Below are 15477 nucleotides of genomic sequence, written 5' to 3'. Positions count from 1 at the left end.
ACCGCCTTCCTGCTTGCCTCGCGCGCATGCGCAGTTCTCCGCGCTGATCTGCGCGGACCCATTCTTACTTGCGCAGCGTCACCACTTCGCCCGTCAGCGCGACGCCGGCAACCACTGCGCCCGCGCCGCAAGTGTATTCGGTGGCGCTCTCGCGCAATTCGTTCTTGTAGTTGCTCTTGATGTTGATCACGGCGTTGCCGCCTTCCTTACGCGCGCGTTCCTGCAACTCGATCACTGCGGAGAGAAACACGTGCTGGCAGGCTTGCAAATCGCTCTTGCCGAACGCGTTGGTCTTCTTGTTGGTGGCGAATTCGCCCATCGTCTTCGCGACAGCCGGATGGCGCTGGCCCGCGAAATACAGTCCGATGTCTTCGCTCACTTTGCCGGGTTCGCTTTGCAAGGCCTGCTCGACCGGAAAGTAGCTGACCGTATCGCGAGCGAAAGCCGGCGCAGCGCTCAGCGTGGCAAACGAAGCAAACAATGCAGCAAATAGAAGATGGCGTTTCATTGAGACTCCTTGGTGGTTGTTGTTGCTCTGTGAGTTCTATTTCAATTAGCCTGGTTCGGCTTAGTTCGATTCCAGCACGACGAGCTGGCCGCTCACCGCAATCGCGGCGGCGCTCGGACTCACGCCGCAGGTGAATTCCGTCGACGAGTTGCTCTCGTTGCTATGAAAACGCGTCGACACATCGATGACGGCATTGGCGTGGCGTTCGTTGGCCGCCGCGCGCAGTTTGCGCACCGCTTCGACAAGCGCTTCGTGGCAGGCGTCGTCGGGATCGGCGACCTTGCGCGCGATCCGCACGGAGTACGACACGTCGCCCAACCTGCTCTTGACCGCCGGGTGATCCTGCTGACCGAAATACACCGGCACGTTGCCGCGCGATTCGCCGCCGGCCGCGGCGAGCGGCAGCGACTTCACCTGCGTGGCGCAACCCGTCAGCGTCAGCGCCATGACTGCCAGCGCACCCAATACACCTGTTCTTTTCATTCTTATCACCCTCGTTTTATTAAAGTCGCGGCCGTTTCAGCCGCCCTGCCATGCTTCGAACACCAAACTCGCGCAACTGCCGCCGAACCCGTATGACACCGACATCGCCGTGCCGATGCGTGCTTCACGCGTCGTGCGCACGAGCGGCATGCCGTCGAGCGCCGGCTCCGGCGTGTCGATATCCGCCGTACCCGCAATGAAGCCGCCGCGCATCATCAGTAGTGTGTAGATCGCCTCGTGCGCGCCGCACGCGCCAAGCGGATGCCCGGTCATGCCCTTGGTCGACGAAAACGCCGGCACGCGACGGTCGAACGCCGCGCCGAACACCTCCTTCAACGCGTGCAGTTCTTCCAGGTCGCCGAGCGGCGTCGACGGTGCGTGCGTGTTGATGTAGTCGGGCCGCTTGCCCGCCTCGTTTAGCGCGCCGCGCATGGCGCGCGCGATCCCCGCCGCGCGCGGCGTGACCATGCCTGCGCTGTCCGTGCAGTCGCCGAACCCTGTGAGCTCCGCGTAGATCCGTGCGCCGCGTGCGAGCGCGTGATCGAGTGCTTCGAGGACCAGCACGCCGCCGCCCGACGCGATCACGAAACCGTCGCGCTCCGTGTCGTAGGGGCGCGATGCCGTCTGCGGCGTGTCGTTGAAGCGGCGCGACAATGCGCCCATCGCGTCGAACATCAGCGTCATGTTGTCGTGCAACGACTCGCTGCCGCCGGCCAGCACGATCTGCTGGCGGCCGGTCTGGATCAGTTGCATCGCCTGGCCGATTGCGAGCGCCGAAGTCGTGCACGCCGACGACGGCGAGTAGCTGACGCCTTCGAGCCCGAACACTTGCGCGACGTTGGCCGACGCGGTGCTGCTCATCGCGTGCGGCACGACGTAGGGCGGCACTTTCTCGACGCCGCGCGTGTTGGCGACAGTCATGGCCGCGTCGTAGCTCAGCATGTTGCCGACGCCCGAACCGATCACCGTGCCCGCGCGCGGCGAGCGCAAGTGCGCCGGGGCGAGCCCGGCGTCGTTGATCGCCTTGCGCGCGGCATGACATGCAAACCGCGCTGTGTCACCCATGAAGCGTTCGAGCTTGCGGTCGAACGGCGTCTCATGCGCGACTGACGCAACGCCCGCGACCTGCGAGCCGAAGCCGCGCTCGCGCCATGCCTCGATCCGTTCGATTCGCGAGCGGCCCGCGCGCAAGGCTGCGGAGACTTCATCGAGCGTGTTGCCGAGACACGACACGATGCCCATGCCGGTCACGACCACGCGCTGCATCGCGACGCTCATCGAACGCGCCTGAAAATCAGCGACGTGTTGATGCCGCCGAACGCGAAGTTGTTGCTCATCACATATTCGGCGTCGATTTCTCGGCCCGTGCCGACGATGTAATCGAGCGGCGCGCAGGCCGGATCGACATTCTCCAGGTTCAAGGTCGGCGCATACCAGTTGCGCTTCATCATCTCGATGGTCCACCACGCTTCGAGCGCGCCGCACGCGCCGAGCGTGTGGCCGACGTAACTCTTGAGCGAGCTGATCGGCATACGCGCGCCGAAGGTCTGCGCGGTCGCATGGCTTTCGGCAATGTCGCCGCGATCCGTCGAGGTGCCGTGCGCGTTCACATACGCGATCGCTTCAGGCGGCAGTTGCGCGTCGTCGAGGGCGAGCCGCATCGCGAGCGCCATGGTCTCGGCGGTCGGCTGGGTCATATGCGCGCCGTCCGAGTTGCAGCCGAAGCCGACAATCTCCGCGTGAATCCGCGCGCCGCGCGCCACCGCATGTTCATATTCTTCGAGCACCAGCGTGGCCGCGCCTTCGCCGACCACGAGGCCGTCGCGTGCGGCGTCGAATGGACGTGGTGTGAGATGCGGCTCGTCGTTGCGCGTGCTGGTGGCGTACAGCGTGTCGAACACGGCGACCGCCGGCCCCGACAATTCCTCCGCGCCGCCCGCCAGCATCAGTGTCTGCTTGCCGCTCTGGATTGCTTCATACGCGTAGCCGATCGCCTGGCTGCCCGACGCGCAAGCGCAAGAGGTCGGAATGATCCGCCCTTTCAGGTCCCAGAACAGGCTGACGTTGACCGCGGTGGTATGCGGCATCATCTGCACGTAGCTGTTCGACGTGACGTCGCTCATCGAGCCGGTTTCGAGCATCGTGCCGAACGCGCGGATCGGCTGCACCGAGCCCGACGAGGAACCATACGCGACGCCCATGCGGCCGTCCTTGATGGTGTCGTCGTCGGCAAGGCCAGCGTCGGCGAGCGCCAGTTCGCTGGCGCGCACCGAGTACATCGACACCGGACCCATCGAACGCGTCTTCTTTCGCGGATAATGCGCGGGCGTCGTGAAGCCCGGCAGCGGACACGCGAGCCGCGTATGCAGCGATTCGAAGTAATCCCACTCGGGCATGCGGCGCACGGCGTTCAGGCCGCTCTTCAAGCGCGCTTCGATCACGTCCCAGCTATCGCCCAACGCCGTGACGCCGCCCATGCCGGTTATGACGACGCGCTTCATCAGATCATCCCGCCGTTGACGCCGATCACCTGACGCGTGACATACGAGGCCGCATCCGACATCAGGAAGCTGACCACGGACGCCACCTCGGCAGGCTGGCCGACGCGGTTCATCGGCACCGTTTTGAGCGCCTGCTCGAGCGGCATTTCATCGAGCATGCCGGTCTCGATCAGACCCGGCGCCACGCAATTGACGGTGATATTGCGCGACGCCAGTTCGACGGCCAGCGCCTTGCTCGCGCCGATCAGGCCGGCCTTCGCCGCGCTGTAGTTCACCTGGCCGCGATTGCCCATCACGCCGGACACCGAAGCAATCGTGACGATGCGGCCACCCTTGCGGGCGCGCACCATTGGCATGGTCAACGGATGGACCACGTTATAGAACGAGTCGAGACCGGTTTCGATCACGATGTCCCAATCTTCTTCGGTGAGCGCGGGGAACGCGGCGTCGCGCGTCACGCCCGCGCTGCACACGATGCCGTAATACGGGCCGTTCGCCGCAACGTCCGCTTCAAGCACTTCGCGGCACACCGCGCGCTCGCGCACGTCGAATTGCAGCACGCGCGCCGTGCCGCCTTGAGCGGCGATGCCCGTCGCCACCGCCTCGGCTTCGCTGCGCCCCGTGCGGCAATGCACGGACACCGCGAAACCGTCGGCGGCCAATTTGTACGCAATCGCGCGGCCGATGCCGCGGCTTGCGCCGGTAACGAGAACACGCCGGCTCATGAACTGAAACTCCCTTCGATGAATGACTGAAAATCGCGCGGTTGAAAGACCTTGATGACAGCTTCGGCGCATATCGCATCGCCGTGCCGGATCATGCATTCGTAGGCGCCGTGACCCTCTTCGCTGCGCAGCAGTTCCACCACGTGGACCGACAACTGCGCGCCGCCCTCGAATGACGGCTGCAATGCCTTGTAGCTGCGCGAGCCGAGCAGCACGCCGGGCCGCGCGCGGCCGCCGCCGCGCATGGCCAGCAACGCGACGTGCGCGGCGATCGCCTGCGCCATCAGTTCGATTCCGATCCACGCGGGCATCGCGCCATCGGCGTCGGCATACCAGGCGTCGGCACGCACCATGGCGCGTGCAGTCAGCGTTTCTTCGCTGAACGTGTCGACCGAGTCGATCAGCAGCATGGTGCCGCGATGCGGGATGATCGCTTCGATCGGCTGATGGACCAGTTCGTCAACGGTGGGCGTGGGGTTCATCGCGTGGCTCATCGGCTGGCTCATCGGGCAAGAACGAGGCTGACATTGCTGCCGCCGAAAGCAAATGAATTGCTCATCGCGTATTGCGCGCCACCCTGTGGCATGAAGCGCTCGCTAACGACGAGGTCCAGCGCGGGCAACGCGGGATCAGCCTCGCCGTCCCACAGATGACGCGGCAGCGGTACGTCGTCATGCGCCAGCGGGAGCCATGTGAAGGCCAGTTCGGTGGCGCCCGCCGCGCCGAGTTGGTGGCCGGTCAACGGTTTGGTGCCGCTCGTCGCCACGCCTTGCGGAAACACGCGCGACATCAAAGCCGCTTCCATTTCATCGTTCTTGCGTGTGGCGGTGGCGTGCAGATTCACGTAACCGATTGCCGACGACGCGATGCCCGCATCGGCAAGTGCCGCGCGCAAAGCGAGTTCGCCGCCCACCCCTTGCGGATCCGGCGACGAAATGTGATGCGCGTCGCTCGATTCGCCGACTCCCGCAAGCCGCACCGCCGCTTCGTCGCGGCTCATGAGGAACACGGCCGCGCCTTCACCGACATTGATTCCACAACGGTTGCGGCTCATCGGATTGCTGCGCACGTTGCTGGTCGATTCGAGCGATGCGAAACCCTGCACCGTCAGCTCGCACAGCGAATCGACGCCGCCCACCACGACGGCGTCGCACAGTTGCAATTGCAGCAACCGGCGCGCCGACGCGAAAGCCTTCGCGCTCGACGTGCACGCGGTCGAAATGGTGAACGCCGGCCCATGCAGACCGAGCACAGCGGCGGCGAACGGCGCGGCCGTACCGATTTCCATTTGCCGGTAATTAAAGTTCGAGGGCAGATCGCCCGCCTGCGCCTGATAGACGAACGCCGCTTCAGCGGCTTCGATACCCGACGTGCTGGTGCCGAGCACCACGCCGATGCGATGCGCGCCGTAGCGCTCGCGCGCCGCCTCGACAACGGGCCCGATCTGCGTCAACGCGGCGAGCAGCAAGCGGTTGTTGCGGCAGTCGTAACGCGCGAGTTCGGCGGGCGGCGCAAGATCCAGCGGCGTGAGTACGCTGCCGACGAACGCCTCGCCGATCCCGGTATGCGCGTTTGCCATACCCGGCGAACGAGCGGCGGCGAGCGCTGGGACAATGCTGTCGAGGTCGCCGCCGAGCGCGTTGATCATGCCGAGCGCGTGCAAATAGACTGATGGCGCTTTCATGCGGCCCTCCTTGATTCCGATGGCATGCCGATCGGCGCGAGCAGCACCGAAACCGCGATGCCGAGCGCGAGTGTCGCGCCGAAACTCTTCAGCGCAGGCATTGCGCTCATGCCGAGCATGCCGAACGACAACAATGTCGTGGCCGCCGAGAGCAGCACGCCCGTCCATACCGCGCCGAGATCCGCGTCCGCGCGCAGGCAGCCTTCGCGCAGGAACACGGCATAGTTTGCGCCCACGCCGAGCACGAGCATCAGCGCGAGCCAATTGAACAGATTGAGCGGCACGTGGGCATAGCCGAACACCGCCAGCGTGACGCCCACCGCGAGCAGCACCGGCAAGGTCACGGCGACGCCGCCGCGTACTTTGTATCGCAGCATCAGCAGGACGAGTACGAGGGCAAGCGCGCCGCCGAGCCACCAGCCGCTATCCACGCGATACGCGCCGAACAGCTTCGACACGCTGGCGGCCTTGTCGACGAACACGACGCCGGGCAAGCCTCGCGCGGTTGCGATCAAGGCGGGTTCGTTCTGCGGCGTCACGCCTTGCGGAATGACGACCGCCGCATAGGCTTTCGTCGACGAATCGACTTCGCCGAGCCAGAGATGTTTGTACGGTTGCGACCAAGGCGCTGCGAGCCACGTATCGATCGTGAGCGGCGCTTGTGGTTTCGCGTACGCAGCGAGCCAGGCGTCGGCGACTTCATCCTTGAAGCCCGCTTGCAGGAGCGTGGCGCGCAACGTTGCGCGATCATTGAACACATGCTGCGCCAGCAATGCGCGATCTTCATTCTGCTGCTTCGCAGACGGCACGAACTGCGCGGCCGATTGATAGCCGCCGACCTTGTTCGCGGTGCCGTTCAATGCATCCAGTTTTGTGCCCAAGGCTTCCGCACGTTGAAGTACGACCTCGGGCGTCTCGCCGCGCACGACGAAAAACTGCGCACTGTTATCCACGCCGACCGCCGCACGCACTTTGTCTTCTTGCGCGACGAGCGCGGGATCGCGCTGAATCAGCAGATGGATATCGTCGTCGCTGGTCAGACGCAGCCAGCCGGGAATCGCGAGCAGCAGCAACAGCGCCGCCACGAACCACGCCCGCTTGCCGCCGATCGTGCGATGCCACACTGTCAGCACGCGCGCCGCACCTGCGAACACGCGCCTGGGACTGCGTTTGGGTGCGCGCGTGAGCAATGCGGGCAGCAGCCACAGCACGGAAGCGAACGCCGTCGTAATACCGGCAATGGCGAAACAGGCGATCTGCTTGAGCGCGGGAAACGGCACCCATGTGAGGATCGCGTAGCCGAGCAGACTCGTCGCAAGCGCCACGCTCAACGCGGGACGCACCGCGCGCGCGCCACGCCGAGCGTCCCAATCGCGTTGCGCGCCGAGATACACGACGAAGTACTGAATCGAATAGTCGACTGCCTCGCCGATCAGGCTGGCGCCGAACACGAGCGTCAGCAGATGCAGCTTGCCGAATATCAGCATCGTGACCGCCAGCGCGCAGACAATGCCGAGCGCGGTCGACACGAAGCCGAGCAGCAGCAGACGCGGCGAGCGGAACACCCACATCATCAACAGCGCGATGCCGCACAGCGACGCGACGCCGATCAGATGCACTTCATGTTCCGACGCGCTGCGCGCCGATTCCGCGTAGAAGACAGCGCCGGTTCGCGCCACGGAGACATCGGGGAACGACTGCTTCAACGCGCTTTCGCCTTGGGCGAGTGCCGCGAGTACCGCGTGCTGCGTCTTCGTTTCGTAAGCGGAGCCCGGCAGCGTCGCAACGATCAGCACGCTGGTGGCCGCACCTCGATGCGCAACCAGCAGGTTGTCTTCGAGTTCAAGATTCGAAGTGGCGAGCGGCAGTCCGCCGAGCCAGTGTTCGAGCCAGCCGAACGGATCGTCGGCGAGCGGCGTGGTGAGTCCGCCGCGCAGCGGGCTGTAGATGCGCTGGGCGAGCGCGTCATGCAGCGTGGCGCCAACCGTGCCGCTCGCGAGCGCCGCGCGATCCGCGGGCGCCAGCAAGCCGAAGCGATACGGCATGTACAGCAATGCGATCTGCGACAGATCGAACGGCGGCAACTCCGCCGTCACCGAACCGAATGCGCCGCTCTTTTGCAAGGACGCGCCGAGTTGTTTCGCCGCGGCTTTCGCGTGCGCGTCGTCGTTACTGGTGACGAGGAAAACGGTGCGGTCGCCGAGCGCGCTCGCCAGCGTATCGACCGCCTTCTCCGCGATCGGGTCGGCCTCAGTCGCGGGCAAGAGCGCGAGCAGATTGGTTTGCAACGGCGACGGCCCTGCGAATCGCCAGCCGCAATAGAGCGCCGCAACGAGCGCGAGCAGCAGCCACGCGGCGCGCACGCCCCACGCCTGTTTCGCGGATCGCTGTTGCAGCATGTCCATTACGGCGCTCCGAGCAGACCGCGTTCAGCCGCGGTGAGTTCGGTCACGGCCGCGCTCTTCGTGAAGTCGAGTTGGGTGATGTCGCCGTTCGCGAGCGTAATGCGCAAGCGCTGCAGATAGTCGCCGCCGTTCATCTCCAGACCTTTGATCGACTGCGCAATCTGCGGCTGGTTCGGCGTGAGTTGCATGCGCCATTGCGCGGCGCTGCCTTCGGCCTGCACGTCGAATTGCGAGTACAGCGCCGATAGATCGCCGCCGAGCATCGCGCGCATCATCTTCGAGACTTGCGCGACGCCGCGCGTGCCCTGCGCGCTGTGGGCCGTGACGCGCTGGCCGTTGGCGTTGACTTCGGTTACGCCGGCATCGGTGATCACGTAGGTGGCTTTGTACGGCGTGTCGATCTGCCAGATCACGCCGCGTTCGCGGAAGAACAGCAGCGAGCCGGTGCTCACGAGCGGCCGCTTCATTGCGGCGAGGGTTTGCGTCTGCGTGAATTGCGCACGCACGCCCTTGGCTTGCGCGAGGTGCGCAGCGATCTGCGAGACGAGCGCGGGATTGCCGGACGTGGCTTCTTTCGTCAAGACAGTCGACGCGGCCGACGCGGGCTCCATCGATACGACGGTCGCCCCGAGCACGCTCAACGCGCTCAATGCCCCCGCGATCACGACGCGCAAATTCATCGTCCCCATACGCGCTCCAGCTTCTCGAACACAACCGGTGGCGAGACGAACTGCAACTCCTGAGTGGCGGCATCGACCGCGACCTGGATCGTGTAACCCTTGGTCAATCGCGTACCGGTCGCGCAGTCGACGATTTCATAGCCTATTTTCAGGCGGTTTTCGTGTTCGAGCAGTTGCGTGCGCACTTCGATCTTCTGACCGTAGGTGGCCGGTCTCACGTACTTGAGATGCGCTTCCACGATCGGCCACAGATAACCCGACGCCTGCATCTCACGATAGTCGTAGTCGAACGCGCGCAACAACGCCGCGCGGCCGATTTCGAAGTACTTCAGGTAATGGCCATGCCAACAGACGTTCATGGCGTCGACATCGTGGAACGGCACTTCCACCGTCGCGCTCGCGCTCAGCACTTTGCGGGAACCGGTCATGCGTTCGATCCTCCGCGATAGTCGCTCGTCAGATCGCAAGCGGCAATGCGCGCGGTCAGTGCACGCAGTTCGTGTTCGAGCGCGCGGTCTTCGTCGACGAACGGCGACTGCGCGCTTACGCTGTCCATGAACACCTGCAGCGGCGCCGGCACCGGCGTTCCGCTGTCGATCTTCAAGCGCAGACGCGCGGCTTGCACCGTCGCGAGTGTATGCGCGGCGGCGACCTGCTCGGTCAGTTCCAACACCCGCAGGCAGTCGCGCGCGGCGATCGTGCCCATGCTGACCTTGTCCTGGTTGTGCGCCTCGGTGGAACGCGAAAAGACGCTAGCGGGCATCGTGTTCTTCAAGGCTTCCGCAGTCCACGCGGACGACGAAATCTGCACCGCCTTGAAGCCGTGATTGATCGCGGCGCGCGCGGGAGCCGCGCCCGACAGATTGCGCGGCAGGCCGTTATTGAAATTCACGTCGACGAGCAGTGCGAGTTGCCGGTCCATCAGATCGGCGAGGTTGGCCACCGCGACCTTCAGCGAATCCATCGCGAACGCAATATGGCCGCCGTAGAAGTTGCCGCCGTGCAGTACGCGTTCGGTGTCCGGATCGATCAGCGGGTTGTCGTTCGCGCTGTTCAGTTCGTTCTCGACATCGCGACGCACCCACGACAGCGCATCGCGCGCCACGCCGATCACATGCGGCGCGCAGCGAATCGAATAACGGTCCTGCAGACGGTGGCCCGGCGTGTCGTCGCGGCCTGACAGGTCATCGCGAATCCAGGCCGCGGCTTCCGCCTGGCCGGCATGCGGCTTCACTTCGAAGAGCATCGCGTCGAAGTGCGCGGCGCGGCCGTCGAGCGCGACGGTGCATAGCGCAGTCAGACGTGCGGTGAGCCGCGTCAGATGATCGGCGCGCGCAAACGCGAGACACGCGAGACCCGTCATCACGGCCGTGCCGTTCATCAGCGCGAGCCCTTCTTTCGGCGCGAGCGTGAGCGGCGCATGGCCGAGTTCGGCCCACACTTGGCGCACGTCACGCAAATGCCCTTCGAACATCACGTCGCGTTCGCCCGCGAGCGCGGCGGCCACATACGAGAGCGGCGTGAGATCGCCGCTCGCGCCGACCGAGCCTTCCGACGGAATGCGCGGCAGCACACGATGATTGACCAGATCGGCCAGACGTTCGAGCAACACGGGACGCACGCCGGAAAAACCATAAGCGAGCGAGTTGAGTCGCGCGGCGATCACGGCGAGTGTTTGCGCGTCGTCGAGATACTGGCCCATGCCGCAGCCGTGATAACGCGTGAGTTGCAGCGGCAAGGCTTCGACGAGTTCCATCGGCACGTCGACCACGCAGGCGTCACCGTATCCGGTGTTGACGCCGTACACCGTCGCGCCCGCGGCCAGATGGCGGCGCAGAAAATCCGCGCCGCGCTGGATGCGCGCGCGCCATGCCGGATCGGTATTCAACGCGACCGGCGCGCGATGCTGCGCAATCGCGACGACCTCTTCGATCGTCAGCTTGCGGCCGCCGATCACCACAGCCGCGGTGTTCACGTTCACGCCCGCATCCGGCACATCGATCAGATCATGTTCGGCCATTCGCGCCTCGCTTGGGGCTGGCCCAGAAATCGAAGAAATTGAACCATTGATAAGGTGCCTTGCGGCAATAGTGTTCGAGACGCACGGCGTAGCGCTGCGCCCACGCGGCGAGATGCTGCGCGCGTTCACGGCGCGGCAATTCGATGCGCTCGGCAAACGGTTCGAAATACAGACGGTAGCCGTCGCGCTCTTTCAGACAGAAGAACAGATAGACCGGACAGCCCAACGCATGCGCGAGCACATATGGACCTTGCGCGAACGGCGCGGTCGAGCCGAGAAATTGCGCTTCGGTCGTGCGGCCCGCTTCGTGCGCGGGCACGCGGTCGCCGACGATCACCAGCAGCTCGCCGGCATCGACGCGCTCCTGCATCATCATCGCGGTCTCGGGACCGAAGTCGCTGACTTCGAGCAGATGCTTCGCGAACTCGCTATTGGCCGAGGCCAGCACGCTGTTAAAGCGGCGCGCGTGTTCCGTATAGACGACCGCCGTGACCTTCGCATAGGCGCCCTGCGCGGCGAGCGCGCGAGTCATCTCCAGATTGCCGAGATGCGCGCCGATCACGAGCGCGCCCTTGCCGCTCGCCACCAATGCTTCGAATGCCGAAGGATCTTCGAATTTGACGTCGGCGTTGTTCACGCGGCCCGACCATGCCGCGAGTTTGTCGAAGCCCGATTGCGCGAACGCCAGCATATGACGATACGCGGACAGCCAGCCAGGACGCGGCGTATCGCCGTGCGGCGCGGCCTCGCCGAGATGCTTGAAATAGTTGCTGGAAGCTTCGCGTGCGGCGCGGCCCGTCAGCAGAAAATACGCGACGATCGGATGCAGCCACAGCGCAGTGAAGCGCCGGCCGAACAGCTTGCAACTCAACGCGAGCAGCGACATGCCCAGATGGCTGCCGCGTTCGGCAATGCGCCACCAGTCCTGTTCGTTTTCTTTGCCCTGCTCGCCTGCAAGTGCGGAGCGGCGCGGCATGACCTTATGCGCGAGCAGCATCGGCAGACGCCACAACATGCCGAACACGAGTCGCGTATGACTGCGGCTGATGCGTACGTTGTCCCACAACACGTCGAAATGCGAGACGCCGTCGCTCGCATACGTGACGCGCGTCGGAATCGAGCGGAATGCCGCGCGCCGCCAACACAGGCGAACGAGGATCTCGATGTCGAAGTCCATGCGCGTGGGCAGTTGCACGCTGTCGATCAGATTGCAGGCGAGCGTCAGCGGATAGAGGCGAAAGCCGCACATCGAGTCGCGGATCGTTAGCGAAAGCGTTTCGATCCACACCCATACATGCGTCAGATAGCGGCCGTAGAGACGCGCTTTCGGCACACTCTCGTCGTAGACCGGACGACCGAGAATCACCGCACCCGGTTCGGCGCGCGCCGCTTCGATGAAACGCGGCACGTCGGTGGCATCGTGCTGGCCGTCGGCGTCGATCTGCAACGCGTGCGTGTAGCCCGCCTGGCGCGCGGCGCGCAATCCCGCCATCACGGCCGCGCCTTTGCCGCCGTTCACCGGCAGGCGCAACAGCGTGAGTTGCCCCGCGTACTGCTGCGCGAGCGCGGTGAGCACCTGCTGGGTGGCCTCGTCGCTGCCATCGTCGACGACGAAAAACGGCAGGCCGTGCACCGCCAGGTGCGCGACGGTCGCGCCGATCGCATCCTTATGGTTGTAGATCGGAATGACGATGCAGGGGGAGAAAGTCATCACGCGGACTCCCCGTAGACGATCACACCCGATGCGCAATCACGGCAGTTCACGCGGTACGCGAACTGCACGCGACGGCGCGTTGCGTCGTGAGCGAGCGTGAGCTTGAGCACCGCGCCCGGCGAGACCGGCGCCATGAACTTCAGACGATCGATCGACGCCACCGCGCGCGCCGCCGGCGCGTGCTCGGCGGCCAGACGCACCGCCCAATCAACCTGCACCACGCCGGGAAGAATTGGCAGCCCGGGAAAGTGGCCGGCGAAATGCACGAGCGTAGGCGGCACGCGCAACTCGTAATGCAGCGTGTCGCCGCTGCGCGCTTCGGACAGCACTTCCATGCCTTCGACGCGCGGTTCGAACGCGGCCGCCACAGCGGCCACCGGCAACTTGCCGCGCGCGTCGAACGGCAGCGTGACGCGAAAACGCCAATGGCGCGGCAGCACCACGACATCGAAATATTCGGCGAGATGCCGGCGCAGCACTTTCGCGAGCGCCACGCGGCCTTCGTCGCGCAAAGCCGGGCCGCCCGCCTCGGTCAGCGCTACGACCGCCCCGACGCGCTCGCGCGACGCGCCGGCGAGCGGCACGAGCGCCGCTTGCGCCACATACGGATGCAGCGCGAGGCGCGCTTCCAGTTCCGGCAGCGAGACGCGTTTGCCGTCAAGCTTGAGCACGCGGTCGAGCCGGCCTTGCAGGCGGAAACGGCCCTCGGTGTCGAAGGCGATCTTGTCGTCGGTGCGATGCCAGCCGGCGTGATCGAGATGCGGCGAGCGGACATTCAACGCGCCGTCTTCGTCGCGGCGCACTTCGATGCCAGACACCGGTTGCCAGGCGTCGGTCTGATCCTGGCGCCGCCACGCGATGCCGCCGGTTTCCGTGCTGCCGTAGATTTCGAGCGGCGCGGCGCCGTAGGCTGCGGCGTATTCCTGCGCGGCTTCGAGTGCGAGCGGACCGCCCGATGAGAAAAATGCGCGCGGCGCCGGCGTCAGGTCTGCGAAACCGGGCAATGCGGGCCAGCGCGACAGTTGCGCAGGTGTCGAGACGATCACCGCTGCACCGCCGTGGTCGATCTGCGTTTGCAGATGCAACGGCTCGATGCTCACCGCGCGATCGAATGCGCGACCCGCTGCGAGCGGCCAGAGCACGCGGAACAGCAAACCGTAGATGTGATGATGCGGCACGCTCGCGAGCATCGTCGCGTCGCCGACTAGCGCACCCCACTGCTTTTCGAGCGTGTGCACTTCGGCGTTGAATTGGGCGAGCGTCTTGCGAATCGGCTTGGGGCGACCGCTGCTGCCGGAGGTGTAGAGCGTGAGCGGGGCTTGGGGGTCGATCGCGTGGGTGGAGTGGTTCGTTTGCGCTGAAGCCGCTTCGGCGCTGGCGTTCGGGACGGCATTGGCGTCGGCGTCGGCTCCGGCATTGGCTGTAAATACGGCGTTGGCGTTGGAGTCGGAGTTGCCGGGGCCGTTGCCGAAAGCGCCGCCGGTGGCCTCGGCCAAACCGTCGGCATCTCCCGCTAACGCAAACGCGAACGGCGGCAAGTCCGCGTCCGTCAGCACGACTTCATACGCATCGGCGAGATCGGCGAGATAACCCGGCGTCGAGTTGGCCGGAATCACCGGTTCCTTGCCGCACGCGAACAGCGCAAAGAGCGCGCAGGCAAAATCGAACGGATCGTCGATGCACAGCGCGTAGCGTTGCGCGTCTTGCGTTTGCACGAGTGCGACGAGCGCAGCGACGCGCGCGCGAAACGCCGCGCGATCGAGCACCGCGGCACCGTCCCGGCATACGGGTGCAGGCACTGCGGCGGCCTCATCGGCCACCGACAACAGATCATGCAACGCGATCATGCCGCCTCCGAACGCGCGGCGCGCGGCAGCACGACCAGATAACGCCAGATGACCTCGGCCACCAGCAGCACGCCGATCAGCACGTAGGCGATCGCGCCGTTGTAGAGCGACCAGCTCGCCCGGCTCCAGTACAACGCCGTGTATGCGGAAAACACGCCGTTCAGCGCGAAGAACGCGCACCACACCTGAGTCACGCGCAGCGTGTGGCGCACCGCGCCCGGCGGCAGGTTCGGGTTGCCGAGGCGCGCGAATTTTTCGATCATCGACGGCCCGCGCACGAGCGTCGCTCCGAACGCGATCAACAGGCCCAGGTTGACGAGCGACGGATAGAGACGCAGCAGCAACTCGCTATTGGTCAACACGATCGCCGCCGACGCGCAACTCAGCAAGCCGACCACGCCCCAGTCGATCGAGGAAAGCCGCCGCAGCGAGGTCGCGACTGGCCCGCTGCCGGCCCAGCGCTGCAGCCACAGGATCGCGAACAGCATGCAGCCTACGTAGCGCGGCGTGTCCCATTTCCACGCGCACAGAATCAGCGCGGGGTAGGCAAGCTTCAAGAGCACCTGCACGACGGTTTTGCCCAGGTGGCGCTCAGTGCCGGGCGAGGCATCGGCGGCCCGATCCGCCGCCGCTTGCGTTCGCGAGCGCGCGGCGGCCATCAGCCCTGTGCCGCCAGCAGCGATTCGACCGCACCAATCACGTCGCCGACGGTGCGCACTGATTTGAACTCTTCCGGCTTGATGCGGCGCCCGGTCATTTCCTGCAGTTTGATCGCGAGGTCGACGGCGTCGATGCTGTCGAGATCGAGGTCTTCGAATAGATGCGCCTCGGGCGTGACGCGCTCGGGCTCGATCGCGAAGTTCTCTTTAAAGATGGCGCGGATGCGCTCCAGAATCTCTGCCTCGGACAC

The 15477-nt window shown here is 65.4% G+C and carries 15 protein-coding genes; all 15 read right to left on the bottom strand.

Annotated features, from left to right (window positions below):
- Positions 1 to 64 precede the first annotated feature (64 nt).
- The 15 genes from B0G71_RS02545 to B0G71_RS02475 are packed head-to-tail and all read right to left on the bottom strand — an operon-like array spanning position 65 to position 15477.
- Complete coding sequence (locus B0G71_RS02545; RefSeq protein WP_116139538.1) at positions 65 to 508, bottom strand: excinuclease ABC subunit A; 444 nt, start codon at positions 506 to 508, stop codon at positions 65 to 67.
- A 60-nt stretch (positions 509 to 568) separates the two neighbouring features.
- Complete coding sequence (locus tag B0G71_RS02540) at positions 569 to 991, bottom strand: signal peptidase (protein ID WP_116139536.1); 423 nt, start codon at positions 989 to 991, stop codon at positions 569 to 571.
- 36 nt (positions 992 to 1027) lie between these two features.
- Positions 1028 to 2269 carry a beta-ketoacyl synthase N-terminal-like domain-containing protein gene (locus B0G71_RS02535; protein ID WP_116139535.1) on the bottom strand — a complete coding sequence of 414 codons (1242 nt, stop codon included), beginning with the start codon at positions 2267 to 2269 and terminating at the stop codon, positions 1028 to 1030.
- Positions 2266 to 3492: a beta-ketoacyl-ACP synthase gene (locus tag B0G71_RS02530; protein ID WP_116139533.1), complete on the bottom strand. Its 1227-nt coding sequence runs from the start codon at positions 3490 to 3492 to the stop codon at positions 2266 to 2268. The genes B0G71_RS02535 and B0G71_RS02530 overlap by 4 nt, the downstream gene beginning before the upstream one ends.
- The gene (locus B0G71_RS02525; RefSeq protein WP_116139531.1) at positions 3492 to 4217 is read right to left on the bottom strand and encodes a 3-ketoacyl-ACP reductase FabG2; all 726 of its coding nucleotides are present in this window, start codon (positions 4215 to 4217) and stop codon (positions 3492 to 3494) included. The genes B0G71_RS02530 and B0G71_RS02525 overlap by 1 nt, the downstream gene beginning before the upstream one ends.
- Positions 4214 to 4711 (bottom strand): hotdog family protein, encoded by a 498-nt coding sequence (locus B0G71_RS02520; RefSeq protein WP_258875473.1) that lies wholly within the window; start codon positions 4709 to 4711, stop codon positions 4214 to 4216. Before B0G71_RS02520 ends, B0G71_RS02525 begins: the two co-directional genes overlap by 4 nt.
- A gap of 8 nt (positions 4712 to 4719) precedes the next feature.
- Complete coding sequence (locus B0G71_RS02515; protein WP_116139529.1) at positions 4720 to 5901, bottom strand: beta-ketoacyl-[acyl-carrier-protein] synthase family protein; 1182 nt, start codon at positions 5899 to 5901, stop codon at positions 4720 to 4722.
- Positions 5898 to 8306 (bottom strand): MMPL family transporter, encoded by a 2409-nt coding sequence (locus tag B0G71_RS02510; RefSeq protein ID WP_116139527.1) that lies wholly within the window; start codon positions 8304 to 8306, stop codon positions 5898 to 5900. The genes B0G71_RS02515 and B0G71_RS02510 overlap by 4 nt, the downstream gene beginning before the upstream one ends.
- On the bottom strand, positions 8306 to 8995 hold the full coding sequence (locus B0G71_RS02505; protein ID WP_116139525.1) for an outer membrane lipoprotein carrier protein LolA: 690 nt from the start codon (positions 8993 to 8995) through the stop codon (positions 8306 to 8308). The genes B0G71_RS02510 and B0G71_RS02505 overlap by 1 nt, the downstream gene beginning before the upstream one ends.
- Positions 8983 to 9414, bottom strand: a complete 432-nt coding sequence (locus B0G71_RS02500) for a thioesterase family protein (protein ID WP_116139523.1) — start codon at positions 9412 to 9414, stop codon at positions 8983 to 8985. Before B0G71_RS02500 ends, B0G71_RS02505 begins: the two co-directional genes overlap by 13 nt.
- The gene (gene hutH, locus B0G71_RS02495; RefSeq protein ID WP_116139521.1) at positions 9411 to 11006 is read right to left on the bottom strand and encodes a histidine ammonia-lyase; all 1596 of its coding nucleotides are present in this window, start codon (positions 11004 to 11006) and stop codon (positions 9411 to 9413) included. Before hutH ends, B0G71_RS02500 begins: the two co-directional genes overlap by 4 nt.
- On the bottom strand, positions 10993 to 12717 hold the full coding sequence (locus B0G71_RS02490) for a glycosyltransferase (protein ID WP_116139519.1): 1725 nt from the start codon (positions 12715 to 12717) through the stop codon (positions 10993 to 10995). Before B0G71_RS02490 ends, hutH begins: the two co-directional genes overlap by 14 nt.
- The gene (locus tag B0G71_RS02485) at positions 12717 to 14567 is read right to left on the bottom strand and encodes an AMP-binding protein (protein ID WP_116139517.1); all 1851 of its coding nucleotides are present in this window, start codon (positions 14565 to 14567) and stop codon (positions 12717 to 12719) included. Before B0G71_RS02485 ends, B0G71_RS02490 begins: the two co-directional genes overlap by 1 nt.
- A complete protein-coding gene (locus B0G71_RS02480) occupies positions 14564 to 15226 on the bottom strand; it encodes a hypothetical protein (protein WP_116139515.1) in 663 nt (220 codons plus the stop codon). The genes B0G71_RS02485 and B0G71_RS02480 overlap by 4 nt, the downstream gene beginning before the upstream one ends.
- Positions 15226 to 15477 carry an acyl carrier protein gene (locus B0G71_RS02475; protein ID WP_007180827.1) on the bottom strand — a complete coding sequence of 84 codons (252 nt, stop codon included), beginning with the start codon at positions 15475 to 15477 and terminating at the stop codon, positions 15226 to 15228. The genes B0G71_RS02480 and B0G71_RS02475 overlap by 1 nt, the downstream gene beginning before the upstream one ends.

Origin of the sequence: Paraburkholderia sp. BL27I4N3 (genome assembly GCF_003386115.1) — a bacterium.
Classification (GTDB): Bacteria; Pseudomonadota; Gammaproteobacteria; order Burkholderiales; family Burkholderiaceae; genus Paraburkholderia.
This window is presented reverse-complemented; position numbering and strand designations above follow the sequence as displayed.